The sequence below is a fragment of the Mesorhizobium sp. WSM4898 genome, from assembly GCF_029625845.1.
In the GTDB taxonomy this organism is placed as follows: domain Bacteria; phylum Pseudomonadota; class Alphaproteobacteria; order Rhizobiales; family Rhizobiaceae; genus Mesorhizobium.
Genome location: NZ_JARTVQ010000008.1, coordinates 21,193 through 42,634, shown reverse-complemented (window position 1 = coordinate 42,634; position 21,442 = coordinate 21,193). Strand labels below are relative to the sequence as shown.

Here is a 21,442-nt window from a genome sequence, read left to right as displayed (position 1 = left end):
GTTTCGAGATGACTATTTTTGGTGGTGCTTCGCCTTGGCGGCACCTGCCGTCGACAACATACCGTTTGGTTCCGCGATCAGTCGGCTGCCAGCCGGGCGGCGACGCCAAGCAGGACATTGGCGCCCGCAACCAGTTCGTCGGCGGCGGTGAACTCGTCCGGGCTGTGGCTGATGCCGCCCCGGCTCGGCACGAAGATCATCGCGGACGGCGCAATGCGGGCAATCATCTGCGCGTCGTGCCCCGCGCCCGACGTCATGCGCCGGCAGGAGAGGCCGACGGCTCTGGCGCCATCCTCGATCAGCGAGACGATGCCGGCATCGAACGTCACCGGCTCGAAGCGCGCCAGGCTTTCGGCATGGATGGTGACGCCGGCGCTTGCAGCAAGGTCGTCCAGGAAGGCGGCGAGCGCCGCTTCCGCTTCGCGAAGATGCATTTCGTTCGGATCGCGAAGGTCGATGGTGAAGATTGCCCGCGACGGGATGACGTTGATGGCGTTTGGCTCGAAAGCAATGGTGCCAACGGTGGCGACCGTGGGCGTCGGCGAGGCGCTGGCTCGGTCAGCGAGGAAGCTGATCACCCGCGCGGCGGCGACGCCGGCATCCTGGCGCATCGACATCGGCGTGGTGCCGGCATGGTTGGCCACGCCGTCGATGGTTATGCGCTGCCAGGAAATGCCCTGCAGGTTCTCGACCGCGCCGATGGCGATGCCCTCGCGCTCCAGCACCGGCCCCTGTTCGACATGCAGCTCGACATAGACATGCGGCTTGAGGAAGCCGGGCTGATGTCGGCCGGCATAGCCGATGCGCTCCAACTCCTTACCCAGCACCGAGCCGTCGGTGCCGATCGAGGCCAGCGCCTCTTCGATATCCCGGCCGCCGGCAAAGACCAGCGAGCCCATCATATCAGGCGAATAGCGCACGCCCTCCTCATTGGTGAAGGCGGCGACCACAAGCGGGCGCGCCGGCGCGAATCCTGCCTCCTTCAGGCTCTCGATCGCTTCGAGGCCGGCAAGCACGCCGTAGCAGCCGTCATAGATGCCGGCGTCGATCACCGTGTCGATGTGCGAGCCGAGCATCACCGCTTCCTGGCCTGCCTCGGCGTCGCCCTGCCAGATGCCGAAGATGTTGCCCATGCGATCGATGGCGACGTCGAGCCCTGCCTCTTCCAGCCAACCGACAAGGCGGTCGCGGCCAAGCTTGTCCATGTCGGAGGCGGCAACGCGGACGAGCCGGCCCTGCGCATCGCGACCGAGGCTGCCGAGCTCCTCGATACGGCCAAGCAGACGGTCGGCATTGATCGTCAGACTGCTCATGCCGGCTGCCTCGCAAGCGCAACCTCGTCCGGCGCCATCCCGACCAGCTCGGCATAGCGGCCGGGGTCGGTCGCGCCTTCGGAGTTGATGATGAGCACGCGCGACTGGGCATCGAGGCCGAGAGCCCCGCGCATCTTCTTGTCGCCGGCAGCGCGGATCAGCCCGGCGAGCCCTGCCCCGCCGCTCTCGCCGGAAACGATCGCCGGATCAGTGCCTGAAGGCCGCGCCAGGCGGTTCATCACCGAAACCGCGTCTTCCTCGTCCACGGTCATGAAAGCATCGCCAAGCCGCGACAGCACGCGCCAGGCTACGAGCGACGGTTCATAACACTCGAGCATCGCCATCACCGTGGGCTTGCTGTGCGCAATCGCGATTGGACGCCCCGCCTTCGCGGTGGCGTAGACGCACGCCGCCCGCGCGGGCTCGACCACGATTGCCGTCGGGCGATCTTCGCCAAGCACGATGGCGAAATGGCCGGCCACCGCCGCGGCGAGGCCGCCGACGCCGGCCTGCAGGAAGACGTGGGTGGGCGGCTGCGGCAAGCGCCTCAGCGCTTCGCGCACGATAACGGTGTAGCCCTGCATCACCAGCGCCGGGATGCGCTCATAGCCCGGCCAGGATGTGTCGGAGACGACGGTCCAGCCGCGCTCGGCGGCGACACGGGCGGCTTCCCTGACCGACTGGTCGTAATCGCCGGCGATGCGCACGATCTCGGCGCCGAAGCGGGCGATCGCCGCCACGCGTTCGCTGCTTACGCCCGAATGGACGAAGATGACGGAGCGCGCACCGACCAGGCCGGCGCCCTGCGCCACCGAGCGTCCATGATTGCCGTCGGTCGCGCAGGCGAAGGTCATCCCGGCCGCAATCGCCTGCACGTCGGGCCCATGCAATTCCGCGACATCGATGGCGCGGCCGAGCCGTTCCTCGGCCTCTTCCAGCACCAGTCGGATGACGGCGTAGGCGCCGCCCAGCGCCTTGAAGCTGCCGAGGCCGAGGCGCTTACCCTCATCCTTGACATACAGCGAGCCGACGCCGAGTTCGCCGCCCAGCGCCGGCAAGGCATGCAGCGGCGTCTCGGCATGGTTGTCGCGCGCGGCCAGGAAGCGCTCGGCGTCCGCGGCTCCGGCGAGCCCAAGCGTCGCGGCGTCTTCATCGGTCAGCGGCTGGCGATGGCTCGGGTGGTGGTTGAGCAGGAACATGGATCGGCTTTCTCTGTCTTGTTGGCTGAAATTTATTGCAAGTCCAGTGAGAAAGGCGCTCTGTTTCGGCACCTGAAATGCAAGTTTGTTTCGTTTAGATGCTGTCATGTCCATTTTGCCCGACCTCGACGCCTTCGACCGCGCCATCCTCGCCATCCTGCAGAAGGACAACAGCACGCCCCAGCGCATTATCGGCGAGACGGTGAACCTCTCGGCGCCGGCCGTGCAGCGGCGCATCAAGCGCATGGAGGAAATGGGCGTCATCCGCGCCAATGTCGCGCTGGTCGATCCGGCCAAGGTCGGCCATCCGATCACCATCTTCGTCGAGGTCGAGGTGGAGAGCGAGCGGGCCGAGCTGATCGACGCCGCCAAGCGCGGCTTCGCCGCGGTGCCCGAAGTACAGCAGTGCTATTACGTGACCGGCGAGGCCGACTTCATCCTGGTCGTCACCGTGGCGACGATGGCCGACTACGAGGCGCTGACCCGGCGATTGTTTTTTGAGAACAACAACGTCAGGCGGTTTCGCACGTTCGTTGCGATGGATCGGGTGAAGGTCGGGCTGGAGGTGCCGGTGGGCGCACCTCACTCAACATGATCCCTCGGGGCATTTCGTATCGCGGCATGATACTCTGCGCTTGATCTCGCAGACGTATCATGCAAAGATACGTTGCGAGGGGCAGTGGATGATACGTTCGTTCTGAGACAAGACCACTGAAGCGATTTCGACAGGCTCCGAAAGGATTTCCGGCAGATCTCATTCGTGTCGCTCAGCGGAAACTGTTCATGCTGGACAACGCAGCCGAACCGGCCGACCTCAAAGTCCCACCGGGAAATCGGCTTGAAGCGCTGAAGGGCGATCGCGCCGGTCAGTACTCAATCCGTATCAACGACCAATTTCGTGTTTGCTTTCGGTGGACCGATGGAGGAGCGGACAATGTGGAGATCACCGACTACCATTAGCTAAACCAACCAGCTCTGTCCGACAGGAGCGGAACCAATGATCAACCTCGATAAGCCTATTCATCCCGGCGAGATATTGCGGGCCGAGTTCCTTGAGCCACTCGACCTGAAGCCCTACACCCTGGCGAAAAAGCTTCACGTCCCACGTACCCGCATCGAGCGCCTCGCCAACGAGACCACGCCCGTTACGCCGGACACCGCTCTGCGTCTCGCCAAATTCTTTGGGACCACGCCACAGTTCTGGATGAACATGCAAGCCAGTTACGACCTGGCCGTGGAGGGCGCGTCGCTGCAGGAAGAGCTCAAGGAAATTAAACGGTTCGAGGCGGCTGCTTAAGAGCTCTTGCCGCCCTCCCTCCCCAGCAACCGCGCATAGATCTCCCCCACGATCCCGCGCCGGAAGATCAGCACGCAGACCATGAAGATCACGCCGGTCGCTATCGTCACCGGGAAGCCGGAGGTGGCAAGCGTGTTCTCGAGGCCGACGACTAGGCCGGCGCCGACCACCGGGCCGACCATGGTGCCGATGCCGCCAAGAAGCGTCATCAGGATGACCTCGCCCGACATCTGCCAGGTGACGTCGGTGAGGGTCGCGAACTGGAAGACGATCGCCTTCACCGCGCCGGCGAGGCCGGCAAGGGCCGCCGACATGACGAAGGCGGCGAGCTTGTAGCGGCCGACGGAATAGCCGAGCGAAATGGCACGGTTCTCGTTCTCGCGGATCGAGCGCAGGATCATGCCGAAGGGCGAGTTGACGATGCGCCAGATGGCGAAAAGGCCTATCAGGAAGATGGCGAGCACGAAGAAATACATGTTCATCGGCACGTTGAGGTCGAGCATGCCGAAGAGATGACCCCGCGGCACGCCCTGGATGCCGTCCTCGCCTTCGGTGAAGGGCGCCTGCACGCAGAAGAAATAGAACATCTGCGCCATCGCCAGCGTGATCATGGCGAAATAGATGCCTTGCCGGCGGATGGCGAGGAAGCCGACGACGAGGCCCATGCCTGCCGCGCCCGCAGCGCCGAGCAGGATGCCGGCCTCCGGCGGCCAGCCCCAGGCTTTCACGGCATAGGCGCAGAAATAGGCGGCGCCGCCAAAGAAGGCGGCGTGGCCGAAGGAGAGCAGCCCGGTGTAGCCGAGGAGCAGGTTGAAGGCGCAGGCGAACAGCGCGAAGCACAGCATCTTCATGACGAAGATCGGATAGATGAGGAAGGGGGCGGCGATGAGCGCCACGACCCCCAGCGCCACAAGCGCCCGTTCCAGCCGGACGGAGGCAGCGGCGCGCTCTGCGTGAAGGGTCGCCTCGCTCATCTTACGCGTCCCTTCCGAACAGGCCCGCGGGGCGGAGCAAAAGCACGATTGCCATGATGACGAAGACCACCAGGTTCGAGGCCTCCGGATAGAAAACTTTGGTCAGGCCCTCGGCGAGGCCGAGCATGTAGCCGGTGACGATGGCGCCGAGGATCGAGCCCATGCCGCCGACCACGACGACGGCGAAGACGACGATGATGAGGTCCGATCCCATCAGCGGGCTGACCTGGTAGACGGGCGCCGCAAGAATGCCGGCCAGCCCGGCAAGTGCTGCGCCCAGCCCATAAGTGAGCGTCAGCAGCAGTGGCACGTTGACGCCGAAAGCCTGCACCAGCTCGGGGTTCTCCGTGGCGGCGCGCAAATAGGAGCCGAGCCTGGTCTTTTCGATCAGCAGCCAGGTGCCGATGCAGACGATGAGCGAGGCCACCACCACCCAGCCGCGGTAATTGGGCAGGAACATGAAGCCGAGATTGGTGCCTCCGGCAAGCAGGGTCGGCACCGCGTAAGGATTGCCGGAGACGCCATAATAGAAGCGGAACACGCCTTCGATGACCAGCGCAAGGCCGAAGGTGAAAAGCAGGCCATAAAGCGGGTCGAGCCGGTAGAGCCGCGACAGTGCTACGCGCTCCACCACGATGCCGAACAGGCCGACGGCCAAAGGCACGATGATCAGCGCCGGCCAGTAGCCGATGCCGAGATGGACGAGCAGCAGATAGCCGATGAAGGCGCCGAACATATAGAGCGCGCCATGGGCGAAATTGATGATGCGCAAGAGCCCGAAGATGACGGCCAGCCCGAGGCTGAGCATGGCGTAAAAAGAGCCGTTGATCAGGCCGACAAGCAGTTGGCCGAGCAAGGCTTGGATGGGGATGCCGAAGATCATGGTCATTTGGCCATCATACCCCCAGCACCTCGTGCAGTTTGTCGGTGTGCGCGGAAAGCTGGCCGACCGGGAAACCTTCCACCACCTTGCCGTGATCCATCAGGTAGAAGCGATCGGCGATGCGGGCAGCGAAGCGGAAATTCTGCTCGACCAAAAGGATGGTCATGCCACGCTTCTTCAGCGTCGCCAACAATTCGCCGATGCGCTGGACGATGACCGGCGCAAGGCCTTCGGTCGGCTCGTCGAGCAAAAGCATTTCGACGCCGGTCCTCAGGATGCGGGCGATCGCCAGCATCTGCTGCTCGCCGCCGGAAAGCTTCGTGCCCTGGCTGTTGCGACGTTCCTTGAGGTTGGGGAAGAGGTCGAAGATCTCCTCCACGCTCATGCCGCCCTTGGCCACCACCGGCGGGAGGATCAGATTTTCGTCGACGGTGAGCGTGGCGAAGATGCCGCGCTCCTCCGGCACGAAACCGATGCCCTGGTGGGCGACGCGGTGCAGCGGCAGGCGGATCAGGTCCTTGCCATTGAAAGTGACGCTGCCCGTCCGTTTGCGGATCAGCCCCATGATGGCGCGCAGCGTCGTCGTCTTGCCGACGCCGTTGCGGCCAAGCAGCGTAACCGTCTCGCCGCGCAGGACTTCGAGGTTGACGCCGTGCAGCGCATGGCCCTCGCCGTACCAGGCATGAAGGTCGCGCACGGCAAGCAGTGGCTCACTCATGCTCGGTCCCCATATAGGCGACGCGCACGCGCTCGTCCTGGCTCACAGTCGCGTAGTCGCCGGCGGCAAGCACCTGGCCGCGCTGCATGACGGTGATCCAGTCGCAGAGATCGGCAACGACGGTGAGGTTGTGCTCGACCATCAGCACGGCGCGGTCTTTCGCCAGCGAGCGGATGATGCCTGAGATCGTGCCGACATCCTCATGCCCCATGCCGGCCATCGGCTCGTCGAGCAGCAGAACTTTTGGATCGAGCGCCAGCGTGGTGGCGATTTCCAGCACACGCTTCCTGCCATAGGAGAGATCGCCCGCCAGCCGATGCGCGGCGTCGTCGAGCCCGACTATGGCTAGCAGCTCGCGCGCCCGGGGCGTCAGCTGGTCCAGCGCCGAGACCGGGCGCCAGAACTGATAGCCCAGCCCGCCCGGACGCTGCAGCGCGACGCGCACATTGTCGAGCACGCTGAGATGCGGAAAGATCGCCGATATCTGGAAGGAGCGTACAAGGCCCATGCGCGCCACCTTGGCCGGCGGCGTGCGGGTGATGTCGGTGCCGAGCAGCTGGATGGTGCCGCTGGTCGGCTGCAGGAATTTGGTCAACAGGTTGAAGATGGTGGTCTTGCCGGCGCCGTTCGGGCCGATCAAGGCATGGATCCTGCCGTGGTGGACGTCGAGGTCGACATCCTTCACGGCGACGAATCCGGCGAAGTCGCGCCGCAGGCCGCGGGCGGAAAGCACCACCCGCGGCGTCTGGTCGATGCCGTCCCGGCGGACGGCGGTGGCGGTGTCGAGCGTCACTTGCTGACGAGCGGGCAGCCGCTGTCCTCGGCTTTCATGAAGGCCTTGTCGCCGGGAATGGTCGCCAGGTAGGTGTAGTAGTCCCAGTCCTTCTTGCTCTCCTCCGGCTTCTTGACCTGGTAGAGATACATGTCGTGCACCATCGAGCCGTCGGCCTGCACCTTGCCGTTCACCGTGAACACGTCGTTGACCGGCATCTCATGCAATTGCTTGGCCACCGCTTCAGTCTCGTCGGTGCCGGCCTTGTCGATGGCCTTCAGATACTGCGTCACCGCCGAATAGGTGCCGGCCTGGACCATGTTTGGCATGCGGTTGGTGCGCTTGAAGAAGCGTTGCGCGAAATCGCGGCTCACATCGTCGCGGTCCCAGTAATAGCCTTCCGTCAGCACAACGCCCTGCGCCGCCTGCAGGCCAAGGCCATGCACCTCGGCCAGCGTGAAGAGCAGCGCCGCCAACCGCTGGCCGCCGGCGACGATGCCGAACTCGGCCGCCTGCTTGATCGAGTTCGAGGTGTCGAGGCCGGCATTGGCTAGGCCGATGATCTTGGCGCCGGAGGACTGCGCCTGCAGCAGGAAGGAGGAATAGTCGGTGGAGCCAAGCGGATAGCGCACCTCGCCCAGCACCTTGCCGCCACTGGATTCCACGAGCTTGGCGGTCTGGTCCTTCAGCGAATAGCCGAATGCATAGTCGACGGTGATGAAATACCAGCTGTCGCCGCCCTGCTGCACCAGTGCGCCGCCGGTGCCGACCGCTTGGGAGTGGGTGTCGTAGGCCCAGTGGAAACCATAGGGCGAGCACTGCTTGCCGGTGAGGTCGGTGGAGGCGGCGCCGGTGACGATGTCGATCTTCTTCTTTTCCTTGGAAAGCCCCTGGACGGCGAGCGCGACGGAAGACGTGGTGAGCTCCATGATCGCGTCGACCTGCTCGGTGTCGTACCACTGGCGCGCGATGTTGGAGGCGATGTCCGGCTTGTTCTGGTGGTCGGCGCTGACGATCTCGATCGGCGCGCCCTGCACCTTGCCGCCGAAATCCTCGACCGCCATCTTGGCGGCCTCTACCGACCATTTGCCGCCGAAATCGGCATAGACGCCGGACTGGTCGTTCAAGATGCCGATCTTGACCTTGCCGTCCGAGATTTCGCCAGCCGCCGCCGGCATTGCGGATGCCGCAATGAGCGCGGCGGAGACGAGATAGGATGCTTTCACTGGTAGTTCCTCCCTTGTGGTCAACCACGGGAAACGCGGCGGACCTCGCAATGGTTCAACAGTTCCGTCGGATTGTGGATTGAGGCCTCGATCCGCCTGCCACTCCTATTCTTGCGGGCCTGCTCGTTTGCGGCTGGGCCGCCGCGCGCCTTGGGTGCACGGGCGCGAGCCTAGCATCACATTTCGCTGGCCGGGAATGCTATTTTCGTAGCATGCGGATGGGTTGGGGGCAGCATGGTGTCCCTTCACCAGGGCAGCCGCTTGCCATCGCTAAAAAGCCGCCGGTCGGACCGTCGGGCAAGGTTGCGGCGCAGACGATGCCGGCCGCGCCTTGCGCGACGGGGCGGCCGCCGGCATCGCCCATGTCGCGACCCAGCCGGGGCAGGTCGAATTGACCAGCAAGCGCCCCCTCCCCGCCAGACACAATCCGGAAACAAGATTCAACAGCCCGGAAAAACTCGCGAAAAGACCGGCTGTCATAAGCGGCACCGGAGCAGCCGAACTACGGCCAGCGACAACCTGATATCGATCTTCGAAAAAGGAATGCCGACTTATGAAAAAGACCCTTCTCTCCGTTCTCGGCCTGGCGGTCGCGCTTGCTTTCGCGGTGCCGGCGCTCGGCACTACCGAAGCCAACGCTGCCGCGACCACGACGGCTGCGACGACGACGACCACCGCGGCTCCGGCTGCGGCCACCGAGACGGCCAAGCCGGACGCCAACGGCCCGCACAAGAAGCATGTCAAGCATCATCGCCGTCACGCCCGCAAGCATCACGTGAAGAAGCACTCGAAGCATCACGCCAAGAAGCATCATGTGAAGCACCACACCAAGAAGCGTACCCACAAGAAGCACGGCAAGAAGCTCGCCGCATAAGGCGCGTCGCCGGCTTTTGGCTTTTCAGCGATTGGCCAAAGACTTCATGACCGGATGATCCCGGACCGCTTCAACAGGGTTCGGGATCATCGCTTCCCGGAAACGCCGTCCCTCAAAGGCGGCGTTTTTGCTTACCTGGTCGCTGGCGCGGTCGTCCGGTCCGGATCGTGCCCTACCTCTTCTGCGGATAGATCGTCTCGCCGCGCTTCAGCATTTCGACGAACGTCTCGATCTTCTTCTTGCGCCCCGCCTCGGTCTTCATGTTGTGGACGCGGAAGGCGAGCGCGAAACGGTTCTGCGCCGAAAGCTTTGCCAGCATCGCTTTGGCCTTCGGTTCGGCATCGATCGCGGCCTGCAGGTCGGGCGGAATTGTCATCTCTTTCGAGCCGCCATAGGCGCGGTCCCAGCGGCCATCGGCTTTGGCCGCCTCGACTTCGCGCAGGCCATGCTCCGTCATGCGGCCCTCTTCGATCAAGCGCGCGACGTTGTCGACGTTGATCCTGCTCCAGATGCTCTTCCTGCCGCGCGGCGTGTAGCGCTGCAGAAAGCTCTTCTCGTCGAGCGACTTGCGCACCGCATCGATCCAGCCGAAGCAGAGCACGACGTCGATCGCTTCCTTCGGCGTGATCGAAGGAAGGCCAGAGCCAACCTTGTGGATCTTGATCCAGACCTCGCTTTCGCCGGCGTGGTTTTGGCTGAGCCAGGCGTAGAAGCTTTCAGCGTCCGAGAACTCGTGGACCTTGCTCGGGTCGACCTTGATGGGGGCCATCGGGGTTCCTTCTTGCCTGAGCCGAGGCTCCGATCTTCCCCTTTGTTGGGGAGACGGCCGGCAGACCAGAGGGCGCGCTGTCCCGCCAGCCCTGTCGAGACGCCGCCGCCTTAGCTTATAGTCGTGGGAATTTAAGGCCGCGTTTCTTGGCGCCCCCCTGCCCTGCCTGGTTGAATTATCAAAGCCGCGCCAGCCAACCATCGGACTCTCCGATAACACTATCGGTTTCTTCCGTTTCCGCTCCGCCGGCCGGCCTGCCACATCACCGTCCATGCAAAGGAAAGGCATGGACATGGACGAGACAAAAATCCTGATCGTCGGCGGCAGTTCGGGCATGGGGCTGGCGCTTGCCAGGCGCTGCCTCGCCGAAGGCTCCGGCGTCATCATCGCCGGGCGCAATGCAGCGAGGCTGAACGCCGCGCGCGATGAGCTCGGCTGCCCGGCCGCGCTGGCAACGGCGGTGGCAGACATCAGCCGCGAGGCCGAGGTCGCGGCGCTGTTCGCGCGCATCGGCCGGCTCGAGCATATCGTCAGCACGGCGGCCGATATCGAAGGCGCCTACCGGCTTTTGCCCGACATCGAGCTTTCGGCGGCGCAAAAGGTTGTCGACAGCAAGTTCTACGGGCCGCTGCTGTTGGCCAAGCATGGCGCGCCGAAACTTTCGGCCAATGGTTCGCTCACCTTCGTCTCCGGCATTGCCGCCTACCGCCCGGCCGCGCGCGGCTCGGTGGTCGCGGCCGTCAACGCCGGGCTCGAAGGGCTGGTGCGGGCCTTGGCCATCGAGCTGGCGCCGATCCGCGTCAATGCCGTCTCGCCCGGCTGGGTCGACACGCCGATCTGGCAATTCGTTGCCGGCGATGCGAAGGACGAGACGCTTGCCGCGATGGCGAAGCGCCTGCCGGCGGGACGGGTCGGACGGCCGGAAGACATTGCGGACGCGATCCGCTTCCTGATGGGCAACGGCTTTACGACGGGAACGACGCTGCATGTCGAGGGCGGGCAGCGGCTGGTCTGACGAGCGCGAAGTTTTCGCCCATCGCCGCGAGCAAGAGCTTCAGCGCCGGCGGCTGGACGCGCCGGCGCCGCCAGATCATGACCAGCTCCGCCGAGCGGATCGGGCCCGGCCATGCGATCTCGGCCACCTCGCCGCGATCGAGCGCCGCGGCGACCGCCAGCCGCGGCACAAGGCCGAAGCCGGCGCCGGCCGCCACCAAGCCGGCGATGGCGTCAATGCTGCCAGCCTCGGCCGCGAGCTTCGGTCCGCCGAGGCCCGCCTCGGTGAAGGCCGTGTCGACCATGACGCGGTAGACGCATCCGGTTTCGGTGGCGACGAAACGCTTTTCGGCAAGCTCCGCCAGATCGACATCCGCCCGGTTCTCGCCCGGCGGCGCGATCAGCACCAGCGGCTCGGCCGCGACGGGGCGCCTGGCGAAGCGCTCGTCGGGCTCGCTGGCGCCCGGTCTGTCGAAGCAGAAGGCGACGTCGATCCCACCCTCTCCCAGCCTGCGGCGCAACTCGCCGCTGCCTGCGATTTTCAGCCTGATGTCGATGTCGGGATGAACGGCCTGGAAATCGGCGAGCCAGCCGGGAAGTTTTGCCGAAGCGATCGTCTCGAGCGCGCCGATCGACAGGCTGCCGGCCGTCTCGGCCTTGGTGGCATCGATGGCGGTCCGGGCGTCGTCGGCGAGCGCCAGCAATTCCTCGGCGTAAGGTTGCAGCGCCTCGCCGGCCGGCGTCAGGTCCAGCCCTTGCCGCGACCGTATGAACAGCGTCGCGCCCAGCTCGGCCTCGAGCGCCTGGATCTGGTCGCTGACGCTCGACTGTGCGAGATTGAGCTCGCCCGCCGCGCGCGTGACGTTGCGTGTGCGCGCGACCGCGAGAAAGGTCTTCAGCAGCCTTGGATGCACGTTACTGCAGCTGCGGCTTCTTGAGGAAGGAGTTGCGGTCGGCCGATTTTACGCGAAGCCAGGTCTCACGGCCGTCGCGCACGACGCGCAACGGAATTTCCGCGCCGGCCGGGTTCTGCCAGAGTTTTCGATAGAAGTCGGCGAGACCGTCAACCTCGCCGTCGCGCACGTCGGAGATGATGTCGCCTTGGCGAAGGCCAGCCTTTGCCGCAGGACCACCTTCGGCGACGCTCATCACCACCACCATGCCGTTCGACTCCGCCGAGAAGGCGCCGAGCCACGGGCGCGGCGGCTTGGCGACCTGGCCGCGCTTGACCAGATCGTCGAGGATCGGCGTCAGAAGGTCGATCGGCACGATCATGTTGATGTCGGCAACCTCGCCGGCGCGGCTCATCTGCAGGCGCAGCGAGCCGACGCCGAGCAGCTTGCCGTCACGGTCGAACAGCGCAGCACCACCCCACGACGGATGCGCCGGCGCGGTGAAGATCGCCTCGTCGATGAGATATTCCCAATAGCCGGCGAATTCCTGCTTGGTGACGATGTGGGCGTCGACCTGCTGGCCGATGCCGTCGGCAAGCGTCACGGCGTCGCCGATATTGGCCTTCCTGGCATTGCCGAACTTGACTGCCGGCAGCCCGAGCGGCGCCAGCGCCTGCACCAGGCCGAAGCCGGTCTCCTGGTCATAGGCCAGCGCATGCGCCGCAACCACGCGGCCGTCCTGGTCGGTCAGCCAGACCTCCTCGGCCTCGGTGATGAGATAGCCGATGGTGAGAACCAGCCCGCTGTCGCGGATCACCACGCCGCTGCCCTCACGGCGCGTGCCCAGCGCATTGGCGGTGAAGGCGTCGTCCGGAACCGTGGCGCGCACGGCCACGACGGAGCGCGAGATTTTTTCGATGGTCATCGTCGATCCTGAATTACGGGTCTTTTTCTATAAGTATGGCCAAAGGGACGCGGTGCAAGGGCATCTGTCCCTGACGGAGAAGGCGGGGCGCTGCTGGCCCAAGCGTTAGTTCAACGAAATTTGAACTTTTTTCTTTGACGCCCGCGCAACCGCACCTAAATCTTGCGCCAACGAACCCCGCATCCCGCTCACAGCAACAAGGCCTCCCGAGATGAACCAGTACAACCCGCCGAAAGTCTGGACCTGGAACAAGCCGAATGGCGGCACCTTCGCCTCCATCAACCGGCCAGTCGCCGGGCCGACGCACGAGAAGGAATTGCCTGTCGGCAAGCATCCGCTTCAGCTCTATTCGCTGGCCACGCCCAACGGCCAGAAGGTGACGATCATGCTGGAGGAGTTGCTGGCGCGCGGCCACAAGGGCGCCGAATACGACGCCTGGCTGATTCGCATCAATGACGGCGACCAGTTCGGCTCGGGCTTCGTCGAGGTCAATCCGAACTCCAAGATCCCGGCGCTGATGGACCGCAGCGAGCCGAAGCCGGTGCGCGTGTTCGAGTCGGGCTCGATCCTCACCTATCTGGCGGAAAAATTCGGCGAGTTTCTGCCGACGGAGCGTGCAGCGCGGGCCGAAACCTTCTCGTGGCTGTTCTGGCAGATGGGCTCGGCGCCCTATCTCGGCGGCGGCTTCGGGCATTTCTACGCCTATGCGCCGGAAAAGATCGAATACGCCATCGACCGCTTCGCCATGGAAACCAAGCGGCAGATGGACGTGCTGGATCGGCGGCTGGCCGAAAGCGAGTATCTCGCCGGGCCGGATTACACCATCGCCGACATGGCGGTCTGGCCCTGGTATGGCGGGCTCGCCAAAGGCCGCAGCTACAACGATGCCGCGCAGTTCCTCGCCGTGCATGAATACAAGCACGTGCAGCGCTGGGCCGACGCGATCGACGCCAGGCCGGCGGTAAGGCGCGGCCGCATGGTCAACCGCATCTCCGGCGATCCGGCCTCCCAGCTGCACGAGCGCCACGACGCCAGCGATTTCGAGACGAAGACGCAGGACAGGTTGCAAGCGGCGGAGTGAGCTGCTGATCTCCCCTTGCGGGGGAGATGTCGCCGAAGGCGACAGAGAGGGTCGGCGCGCATGATGCGCCAACTTGCCCTCTTATTGTTCTTCGGGCGTCGGCGCTACGCGCATCGACCCGCTTTGGCCTGCCGGCCATCTCCCCCCTCGAGGGGGGAGATCAGCTACCTCCCGTAGGTATACGTCACACTGGCCTCCGCCAGCGCCTGGCTCTTCGCCGCGACCGACACCATTTCGGGCGACGGATTTTCCGGCGTGCGCAGCTTCGCCTCACTCAGCGCATAGAGCGTGAAGACATAGTGGTGCGTGCCGCTGCCGGGCGGCGGACATGGGCCGAAATAGCCGGTGCGACCGACGCCGCCCATGCCGGACACCGTGCCCTTCGGCAGGCGCTTGCCGCCTTTGGAGCTGGCGCCTTCGGCGAGGCCCTTGGCGCTTGCCGGGATGTTCCAGGCAAGCCAATGCCAGAACCCCTTGCCGTCGTTGGCGTCGGGATCGAACATGGTGAGCGCGTAGCTCCTGGTGCCCGCCGGCGGGTCCTTCCAGGCAAGCGCGATCGAGACGCTCTTGCCGCCGCATCCGGGCTTGTCGCCGAGATATTTTGCGTCCCACTTGTCGTTGGAAACCGACGGGCTGGAGATCTCGAAGGCGGATGCCTGAGTGGCGAAGGCAGCGAAGGCAAGTCCAATCAGGCTGAGGCGCGAAGTCATGGCTTCACTCCTTCTACTTGGATTGCCCAAAGTCTATCCGAAAGGCGCGCCGGAGCCGAGCAACTTTGCGTGACGGGTCGGCAGGCGCCGGAGCTGCCGATTTCCCCCACAAGGAGGAGTTCCGGAGCACTGCCGACGAGCAGTGTCACGCGCGGCGGCGAGTCCATACTATCCCCCCTCTCGCCAACCCGGGCGACACGATTTGTCCTTGCCGGCCCTTCCTGAAAGTGCCGCCACCCGATCTCGCTGTTGGCTCAGAAAAACAGAGCTATGCGGTTCTTCACGAATTTTTTCAGCCGGAACATCCCCTGGAAAGCTCCGTTGGAAACTTAGTCAACGATGCAAACCAATGGAGATTTCCTGATGATGAAGAAGATTCTCGCAGCTTCCGTTCTTACCCTGGCGCTCGCGACCTCGGGCGCCATGGCTCAGACAGCCGGCGCGAGCGGCGACGCCAGCGGCAGCGTTTCGGGCGGCGTCTCGGGCACGACTGGCGGCGCCTCGGGCAGTGCGACGGGCGGTGCCACGGTCACCACGCCGACAACCCCTGGCACGGATACGACCACCACGAATTCCACGAATTCCATGAATTCCACGAATTCGACGAACCAGCCGGCCGGCATGCAGGATCGCTGCAAGGATACGGGCGCCAACGATACCGACAACAACACGGCCAGCGGCAATACGACCTCGAACATGCAGAACTGCAACAAGTAGGGCGGTTTCGATTCGCGCCGGATCGCCGACACAAAAAAGCCCCGCCGGTGGAAGCCGTCGGGGCCCTTTCGTTGAGGCCTTGAAGGTGGGACTTCGCTGCCTGCCGATCCAGGGGGTGTTGGATCGGCCGCGACCCTAGCCGAAGAATCGGCGGGGCTATAATCACGGCTGCGCACTACCAATCACGCCTGCGCGAGAAGGAGGTGATAGCCGGCTGTCGATCTCTCTTTGAGGGAATTGGCTACCTCAGCAGCTTCGCCAATCGCGGCACGCCCTCGCCCACCGCGCGGTCGTCGGCCAGCGTGAAGGACATGCGCAGCGTGTTGCGGCCAGTACCGTCGGCGTAAAAGGCGTTGCCCGGCACGAAGGCGACGCGCGCCTCTTTTACCGAACGCGCCAGCAACGCGGTGGCGTCAGTGCCTTCGGGCAGCGTCAGCCAGACGAACATGCCGCCTTCCGGCCGGCTCCAGGAAATGCCGTCCGGCATGTTTTCCTCGAGCGCGCCGAGCAGCGCGTCGCGGCGACGGCGATAGGCACCGATCAGCTTCTCCACCTGGGCGTCGAAGATGGTCTCGGCAACGCGATGCATGACCATCTGGTTGATCGACGGGCTGTGCAGGTCGGAGGCCTGTTTCATCAACACCAGCTTTTCCACCACATGGCGCGGGGCGCAGACCCAGCCGACGCGCATGCCTGGGGACAGGATCTTGGAGAAGGAGCCGCAATAGAGCGTGCGGGCATTGTCGATGCCGCCCGAGCGGGCGCAATCCAGCGCCAGAATCGGCGGCACCGCCGCGCCGTCATAGCGCAGTGCCCGATAGGCGGCGTCCTCGATGACGGCGATGTCGAGCTCGCCGGCGAGGTCGAGCACCGCCTCGCGCTGCTTGCTATCCAGCGTGTTGCCGGTCGGGTTGGCGAAATCCGGCACCAGATAGGCGAATTTCACTTTGCCGCCGTTGCCCGCGGCTGCCGCGCGATAGGCCTCCGGCGTCATGTTGCCGCCGGCAATGTTCAGCCGGTCGTAACGCGGCTCGTAGGCGTTGAAGGCCTGCAGCGCGCCGAGATAGGTCGGCCAGGTGACCAGCGCGGTATCGCCCGGCGACAGAAACAGCTTGCCGAGATAGTCGAGCGCCTGCTGCGAGCCGGAGGTGATGAAGATGTTGCCCTCGTCGCATTGGATGCCGAGCCTGCCCATATAGCTGGCCAGCCATTTGCGCAGCGGCAGAAAACCTTCGCTGACCTGGTATTGCAGCGCGGCCCCCGCTTCCGCGCCGCCGAGCACGGCCTGATAGGCGTCGCCGATGGCCTCGGCCGGAAACAGCGAGGCATCGGGAATACCGCCGGCGAACGAGATGATGTCGGGCTGATCAAGCAGTTTGAGGAGCTCGCGGATTTCCGAGGCCTTCATGCGCGAGGAGCGCGAGGCCAGAAGGTTCAACAGGGTCAAAGCGCACCTCCCGCAGTGCTTCGTTCGGGGTTTTAGCATTTAGGTCAGCTTCGTTGACCTATTATCAGGCCACGTCCGTCGCGTGAATACACAAACCGGCCATGGCGCATCGCTCTGACGACAATTGGCGCACATATCCTGACGGAGATATCTGACACGACGGCGGTCCGCTCATCGCGGGATTGTCGCAATATTAGAATAGGCGCATATTGTCGCAAGCCGAAGCCGTGCTCCGGCTGAACCGCCTGTTGGCCATGGTGCCCGGGCGGTCCGTGACCAAGTCAAATGTCAGTGAAACAACAATCACCTCGGCTGCTCAAACCATTGAGCAGCCTGAGGCAATGATATTTGGAGGAGATAGCCATGAAGGTCACCATACTGGCAAGTTACGAACCCCATGCCGCCAAAGGGCTGATGCAGGGATCGAACCGCGAAGCTGCAATCCAGGCGCTCTTTGAAAGCGTCGGCGGCAGGATGAGCAGCGTCATGTTCACGCGCGGCATTTACGACGTCGTCGTCAATGGCGAGGTGCCGGATCAGGTCGCCGGGATGGGCATGGCCCTTGCCGTGCGCGCGAGCGGCTCGTTGAGCGAGCTGGTCGTCCTCGAAGAACTCGACATGAAGGCGGTGCTCGCGGTCGCCAACAAGGCTGCCGGGGCCTACAAGCCCGCCGGCTGACGGCCTGGCCAGGCAGCAGGGACGGCGCGTTCGTCGTCCCGTGCTGCCGGCATCACGTCACCGCAAGCCGAGGCTTTGCTGACGCATGCCCTTATCCCCAAACCGCTCCGCACTTTGGGCAACATGCATTAGAACGGCAATCGAATCTCGTCGTCCCGGGCCGTATCGGGCCATCCGATGTCCTTGCGGATCTCCGGCGGCAGTTCGTTCAGCTCGCGCGTCGTTCTGCGGCGCCTTCTCGCCTGCGCGAACGCGGCGCGGATTCGGTTAAGGCTCTTAAACATCGCAACCTCCACAAAGCAGCGGCAGAATTGGCGGCCGCCCTCCGGGCGCCGCTTTTGAGGTGCGTCTGTAACCAGGCGATTGCGCGCAGACGGTGAAATGCTTCACGAAGCCGGAGCGGCCTGAAACATTTGTGTGCGAATTAAATTGGGTTTCGACGCCGCGGCATTAGTGGCGAGCGCCAACAGGCGGCGCTGCCGGCTATGACGGGCGCACAATTGCTGACTGCCTTGCTCGCCAAGATAGGCGTCAGGCGTTAGTCCGTACTACCGGAAGGAAGTTGCTGCGCGGTCTGCGCCGAGAGTCGGCCTTTGCGGACAAACGTCGGCTTCGAATATTCTTTCTTCATGGCGAAATCTCCCCTGCCTCGCCGGAAAATGCGGTACGGCTATCGGACTGTCAAGCAGATCGCAGGCCGGTGGATGGCAGCCCGGTGAGGCCGGCCCGATCAACCACCTTCCCGTCCCTGACCACTTCCCTGCCTGCGCGATACACGGTTCGCTCCTTCGGCACCGCCACCACCGCTTCCGGCACATGCTCGGCCCTGAGCGCGACGAAATCGGCCCTGGCGCCGACGGCGATGCCATAGCCTTCGAGCCCTAGCGCCCTGGCGCCGGCATGGCTCACCACGTCGTACGCGGCTTCCAGCTCGCGATCCTCGTAGAAGCCGGAGCGGTAGCCGATCATGTTGGCGCGGTTCAGCATGTCGCCATCGCCGTAGGGCCACCAGGAATCGCGGATGTTGTCGGAGCCGGCAAAGACCGTGACGCCCGCCTTGCGCAATGCCGCCACCGGCGGGAAAGGATGGTTGCCGGGCGCGTTGGTCATGATGGCGACGCCGGAGGCGGCGAGCAGCTCGCCGGCTTTGGCCAGCGCGTCGGCGGAAATGTCGCCCAGCGCATAGGCGTGGCTGACGGCGACTTTGCCTTGCATGCCCAGTGCCGTGCTCCGCGCGGCGATCTCCTCGATCTCGAACAGGCCGAGGGTGCCGCCGTCATGCAGGTGGATATCGATTCCGGCGCCGTGTTTTTCGGCAAGGCCGAAGACGACGTCGAGATGGCCCTTCACATCGCGGTCGAAGCTTGCCGGGTCGAGCCCGCCGATCAGATCACAGCCGAGCTTCAAAGCCTCGTCCAGAAGCTCGGCGGTGCCGGGCGACGACTGGATGCCGCTTTGCGGGAAGGCGACGAGCTGGATGTCGATCAGCTCGCGATATTTTTCGCGCACGGCAAGGATCGTCTCGACATGTTTCAGCCCGACCGCGGCGTCGACCATGACATGGCTGCGCATCGCAAGGCTGCCATTGCCAACGCAAAGCTCGAGCTGGTTTTTCGCGCGCTCGTCCATCGGCGCGGCCTGCTCGAGGTTCCGCATCTGGAAGGCGACCCGCTCGCGCACGTCGAAGCCGTTGGTGCAGGGAATGTGCGGGCGCCAGACATCGCCATAGAAGGAGGTGTCGAGATGGATGTGGCCCTCGACGAAGGCCGGCAGCACGAGCTGGCCGGCGAAGTCGATGGCGCCTGGCGGCGCGCCGGCGGCATTGGCGGCGGGCGTGATGGCGCTGAAGCGGCCGCCGGCGACGGTGAGGTCGGCCAGGGAGCCGTCGGCGATTTTCGCGTTGAGAAAGCGGGGCAAGATGCAATCCATCAGCAATGATGCATCAGTCGTCGTCCCTCGGCAGGCAGAGGTCAATGCGGATCGGGATAGAAAGTGTTTCGCCGAAGTTCTCTGTCACCCGCGGTTGGCAGATCGCGCGCCCGATCGCCTGCGCCGCCGTTAACCTTAATTCCAAGCGGCGGTGGGGAAGTCCCTTTCGCCTGCCTATTCCGCTATCGCGGAAGTTTCGGCACGAGAAAAACATGCCATAGTCCAGGCTGCGGTACGAGGCCGCCTTGGTCGACGCGGACGCCCAAGCACATCCCCAACAATGTCGCCCCCAACGGCCGCGTCGACCTTGTACTGAACGGCGATCTGACCCGGGTCGCCGTTTTGTTTTTGGCCATCAGGCCTGGGACTTGGCGTATTCCGCGACCAGCCCGTCATATTCCTCGAAGGCCGGCAAGGCCGCGTAGCTGTGCAGGGCGGGCGTGTCGGCCCATGGCAGCTTCTCGCTGGTCCAGGTCTCCACGAAAGGCGTGAACCAGGCGGGGTGGTCCAGCATGGTCGGGCGCAGGTTGACGAACCAGTCGAGCCCCTCCGGCCGGGTGAACATCCAGCTCATGCAGTAGCCGCAGAAATAGTGTTTCGAAGCGCCGTGCAGGCCGCCGATCACCGGTTCGCCCTTGGTGATCTCGAAACCATCCGCGGGAATGGCGGCGCTCAGCGAATATGCGCTCGACGACATCTTCTGGCAGCCGGTGCAATGGCAGGCCATGGTGAGCAGCGGCTTGGCGGAGATCCTGAGGCGCACGCGGCCGCAGCGGCAGCCACCTTCGGCAGGCAGGGAGGGGATTGGCATGAGCGCTCCTTGGGTTGGTTTTCCCTTCTCATCCGTCGCCTTCGGCAACACGTTCTTCCCACAAGGAAGAAGGAGGAGCCAAGCCCTCAGCCCCCAATCAGCGCCGCGGTCGTCGTCAGCCGCGCACCCTGCTCGGCGAAGGCTTTGTTGTGCCGGACGATGATGTCGGGCGCTTTCTCCTCCTCGGAATCGAGCGTCGAATGCGCATCAGAAACGACGGTGACGCCGAGGCCCTGGGCAAGAGCGCCTTTCACCGTGGCGGCGACGCAGAAATCGCTCTGCGCGCCGATGAGCACCACGTCGCGAACGCCCTGCCCCGCGACCCACTGCCCGAGCTCGGCGTTGGAGAAGGCATTGCCGACGCTCTTGCCGAAGGTCGGTTCGCCGGCCGCCTGGCCGAGCTGCGGCCATACCGGCCAGCCGGAAGCGCCCGGTGCCAGCGGATCGCCCGCCGGCCCGTCATGGCGCACGAAGGCCACCTTGCGGCCCGTTTTCCGCGCCCAATCGATCAGTTTTCGCGCGCGCTCGGCAATGACGTCGGCATCATGGATCGGCGGATCGAAACGGCCGTCGAACATGCCGGTCTGGAGGTCGATGACGATCAGCGGAGCGGCGGCCGAGGGAGCGGTGTCTGGCATGGGCGCGAAGATAGCGGAGGTGGGGGGTGGGTCAAGGACGCGGAGCGTGATCCCGCCCTTGTGGCAGATCGACAGTTCGGCGCCGCTTGCCAGAGCTTGGGTTCAGGCCGTACGAGCTAGAGCATTCTGCTAGCGGTTCCTCAGAACATAGACGCTGCCAGCAAGGAGGCCCACCGCTATGGCGAACAACACGAGAGCAATAGCGATCCGCCAGGCAGGATTCAATGAGCGGCGACCCGGCAGCGAACTGCCGGCTTCGCGCAGTGTTCCAACGGCTACCTTAAGAATTTCCAGGGCCAGAACCACGCAGACCGCAGTAGTTGCGAAAGCCAGCAGCATCTTCGGTGCAGGTGGATGATTGTATAAACCGACGATGGACTCACCCAAGCGGTAAAGGGCGATGGGCGCATATCCCATGGCCGCGAAAAGGCCGCCGCCCACCGCAAAGTACATGGCCAGGCGCCAGAGCCAGTCTGAATGTCGCCTGCCGGCCGATTTCCGGGCCCGATAGTCGAGCGCCGCAAAGCAAAGGGTCCCAGCCGACCAGCAAAGTCCGATCCACCAATTCATGGATGTATTCTATTGTTCCGCTGGT

At 64.5% G+C, this 21,442-nt stretch carries 24 protein-coding genes and 1 pseudogene; 8 read left to right on the top strand and 17 right to left on the bottom strand.

Annotated elements, in window-relative coordinates; genetic code table 11:
- Positions 1-77: 77 nt before the first annotated feature.
- Both P9228_RS25030 and P9228_RS25025 read right to left on the bottom strand, forming a co-directional pair.
- Positions 78-1,313, bottom strand: coding sequence for a Zn-dependent hydrolase (locus P9228_RS25030; protein ID WP_278056074.1), 1,236 nt, complete (start codon positions 1,311-1,313; stop codon positions 78-80).
- Complete coding sequence (locus tag P9228_RS25025) at positions 1,310-2,512, bottom strand: diaminopropionate ammonia-lyase (protein ID WP_278056072.1); 1,203 nt, start codon at positions 2,510-2,512, stop codon at positions 1,310-1,312. Before P9228_RS25025 ends, P9228_RS25030 begins: the two co-directional genes overlap by 4 nt.
- A gap of 106 nt (positions 2,513-2,618) precedes the next feature.
- Between P9228_RS25025 and P9228_RS25020 the strand changes: the two genes are divergently transcribed.
- The 3 genes and pseudogenes from P9228_RS25020 (at position 2,619) to P9228_RS25010 (ending at position 3,809) form a co-directional block, all read left to right on the top strand.
- The gene (locus tag P9228_RS25020) at positions 2,619-3,107 is read left to right on the top strand and encodes an Lrp/AsnC family transcriptional regulator (RefSeq protein ID WP_066998440.1); all 489 of its coding nucleotides are present in this window, start codon (positions 2,619-2,621) and stop codon (positions 3,105-3,107) included.
- A gap of 124 nt (positions 3,108-3,231) precedes the next feature.
- Positions 3,232-3,472: pseudogene (locus P9228_RS25015) on the top strand (type II toxin-antitoxin system RelE/ParE family toxin).
- 37 nt (positions 3,473-3,509) lie between these two features.
- Positions 3,510-3,809 carry a HigA family addiction module antitoxin gene (locus P9228_RS25010; RefSeq protein WP_067322571.1) on the top strand — a complete coding sequence of 100 codons (300 nt, stop codon included), beginning with the start codon at positions 3,510-3,512 and terminating at the stop codon, positions 3,807-3,809.
- On the opposite strand, the gene P9228_RS25005 is transcribed toward P9228_RS25010, so the two are convergent.
- The 5 genes from P9228_RS25005 to P9228_RS24985 are packed head-to-tail and all read right to left on the bottom strand — an operon-like array spanning position 3,806 to position 8,382.
- On the bottom strand, positions 3,806-4,783 hold the full coding sequence (locus P9228_RS25005; RefSeq protein ID WP_278056069.1) for a branched-chain amino acid ABC transporter permease: 978 nt from the start codon (positions 4,781-4,783) through the stop codon (positions 3,806-3,808). The genes P9228_RS25010 and P9228_RS25005 overlap by 4 nt on opposite strands.
- A gap of 1 nt (position 4,784) precedes the next feature.
- A complete protein-coding gene (locus P9228_RS25000) occupies positions 4,785-5,672 on the bottom strand; it encodes a branched-chain amino acid ABC transporter permease (RefSeq protein WP_066998448.1) in 888 nt (295 codons plus the stop codon).
- Positions 5,673-5,679: 7 nt separating this feature from the next.
- Positions 5,680-6,384 carry an ABC transporter ATP-binding protein gene (locus P9228_RS24995; protein ID WP_066998451.1) on the bottom strand — a complete coding sequence of 235 codons (705 nt, stop codon included), beginning with the start codon at positions 6,382-6,384 and terminating at the stop codon, positions 5,680-5,682.
- Positions 6,377-7,177, bottom strand: a complete 801-nt coding sequence (locus tag P9228_RS24990; protein WP_245418863.1) for an ABC transporter ATP-binding protein — start codon at positions 7,175-7,177, stop codon at positions 6,377-6,379. The genes P9228_RS24995 and P9228_RS24990 overlap by 8 nt, the downstream gene beginning before the upstream one ends.
- Positions 7,174-8,382, bottom strand: coding sequence for an ABC transporter substrate-binding protein (locus tag P9228_RS24985; RefSeq protein ID WP_066998453.1), 1,209 nt, complete (start codon positions 8,380-8,382; stop codon positions 7,174-7,176). Before P9228_RS24985 ends, P9228_RS24990 begins: the two co-directional genes overlap by 4 nt.
- A gap of 553 nt (positions 8,383-8,935) precedes the next feature.
- On the opposite strand from P9228_RS24985, the gene P9228_RS24980 reads away from it, so the two are divergent.
- On the top strand, positions 8,936-9,256 hold the full coding sequence (locus tag P9228_RS24980; RefSeq protein ID WP_095778258.1) for a hypothetical protein: 321 nt from the start codon (positions 8,936-8,938) through the stop codon (positions 9,254-9,256).
- A gap of 172 nt (positions 9,257-9,428) precedes the next feature.
- Here the strand turns inward: P9228_RS24980 and P9228_RS24975 are convergent, their stop codons facing one another.
- Positions 9,429-10,025, bottom strand: coding sequence for a YdeI/OmpD-associated family protein (locus P9228_RS24975; protein WP_278056064.1), 597 nt, complete (start codon positions 10,023-10,025; stop codon positions 9,429-9,431).
- Positions 10,026-10,311: 286 nt separating this feature from the next.
- Here P9228_RS24975 and P9228_RS24970 point away from each other — a divergent pair, with 286 nt between their 5' ends.
- On the top strand, positions 10,312-11,040 hold the full coding sequence (locus P9228_RS24970; protein ID WP_278056063.1) for an SDR family oxidoreductase: 729 nt from the start codon (positions 10,312-10,314) through the stop codon (positions 11,038-11,040).
- Here P9228_RS24970 and P9228_RS24965 read toward each other — a convergent pair.
- Both P9228_RS24965 and P9228_RS24960 read right to left on the bottom strand, forming a co-directional pair.
- Complete coding sequence (locus P9228_RS24965; RefSeq protein WP_095801379.1) at positions 10,991-11,932, bottom strand: LysR family transcriptional regulator; 942 nt, start codon at positions 11,930-11,932, stop codon at positions 10,991-10,993. The two genes, P9228_RS24970 and P9228_RS24965, sit on opposite strands and share 50 nt — an antisense overlap.
- Before the next feature lies 1 nt (position 11,933).
- Positions 11,934-12,836: a S1C family serine protease gene (locus P9228_RS24960; RefSeq protein WP_095778255.1), complete on the bottom strand. Its 903-nt coding sequence runs from the start codon at positions 12,834-12,836 to the stop codon at positions 11,934-11,936.
- 211 nt (positions 12,837-13,047) lie between these two features.
- Here P9228_RS24960 and yghU point away from each other — a divergent pair, with 211 nt between their 5' ends.
- Positions 13,048-13,917: a glutathione-dependent disulfide-bond oxidoreductase gene (gene yghU, locus P9228_RS24955; protein ID WP_066998468.1), complete on the top strand. Its 870-nt coding sequence runs from the start codon at positions 13,048-13,050 to the stop codon at positions 13,915-13,917.
- Positions 13,918-14,081: 164 nt separating this feature from the next.
- Here yghU and P9228_RS24950 read toward each other — a convergent pair whose 3' ends face one another.
- On the bottom strand, positions 14,082-14,627 hold the full coding sequence (locus P9228_RS24950) for a YbhB/YbcL family Raf kinase inhibitor-like protein (RefSeq protein WP_127240615.1): 546 nt from the start codon (positions 14,625-14,627) through the stop codon (positions 14,082-14,084).
- A gap of 363 nt (positions 14,628-14,990) precedes the next feature.
- Here P9228_RS24950 and P9228_RS24945 point away from each other — a divergent pair, with 363 nt between their 5' ends.
- Entirely contained in the window at positions 14,991-15,344 is a 354-nt protein-coding gene (locus P9228_RS24945) for a hypothetical protein (RefSeq protein ID WP_095824669.1), read from the top strand.
- A gap of 241 nt (positions 15,345-15,585) precedes the next feature.
- Here the strand turns inward: P9228_RS24945 and P9228_RS24940 are convergent, their stop codons facing one another.
- Positions 15,586-16,752, bottom strand: a complete 1,167-nt coding sequence (locus P9228_RS24940) for a PLP-dependent aminotransferase family protein (RefSeq protein WP_278056255.1) — start codon at positions 16,750-16,752, stop codon at positions 15,586-15,588.
- Positions 16,753-17,154: 402 nt separating this feature from the next.
- On the opposite strand from P9228_RS24940, the gene P9228_RS24935 reads away from it, so the two are divergent.
- Entirely contained in the window at positions 17,155-17,469 is a 315-nt protein-coding gene (locus P9228_RS24935) for a GYD domain-containing protein (protein ID WP_067322535.1), read from the top strand.
- Positions 17,470-17,597: 128 nt separating this feature from the next.
- On the opposite strand, the gene P9228_RS24930 is transcribed toward P9228_RS24935, so the two are convergent.
- The 5 genes from P9228_RS24930 to P9228_RS24910 form a co-directional block, all read right to left on the bottom strand.
- Positions 17,598-17,753 carry a DUF1127 domain-containing protein gene (locus P9228_RS24930; protein WP_082953795.1) on the bottom strand — a complete coding sequence of 52 codons (156 nt, stop codon included), beginning with the start codon at positions 17,751-17,753 and terminating at the stop codon, positions 17,598-17,600.
- Between the two features lie 397 nt (positions 17,754-18,150).
- Positions 18,151-19,398 (bottom strand): amidohydrolase family protein, encoded by a 1,248-nt coding sequence (locus P9228_RS24925; RefSeq protein ID WP_278056057.1) that lies wholly within the window; start codon positions 19,396-19,398, stop codon positions 18,151-18,153.
- 355 nt (positions 19,399-19,753) lie between these two features.
- On the bottom strand, positions 19,754-20,209 hold the full coding sequence (locus P9228_RS24920) for a GFA family protein (protein ID WP_278056056.1): 456 nt from the start codon (positions 20,207-20,209) through the stop codon (positions 19,754-19,756).
- Positions 20,210-20,295: 86 nt separating this feature from the next.
- Positions 20,296-20,847 (bottom strand): isochorismatase family protein, encoded by a 552-nt coding sequence (locus P9228_RS24915; RefSeq protein WP_127240619.1) that lies wholly within the window; start codon positions 20,845-20,847, stop codon positions 20,296-20,298.
- Positions 20,848-20,976: 129 nt separating this feature from the next.
- On the bottom strand, positions 20,977-21,417 hold the full coding sequence (locus tag P9228_RS24910) for a hypothetical protein (RefSeq protein WP_278056053.1): 441 nt from the start codon (positions 21,415-21,417) through the stop codon (positions 20,977-20,979).
- Positions 21,418-21,442 lie beyond the last annotated feature (25 nt).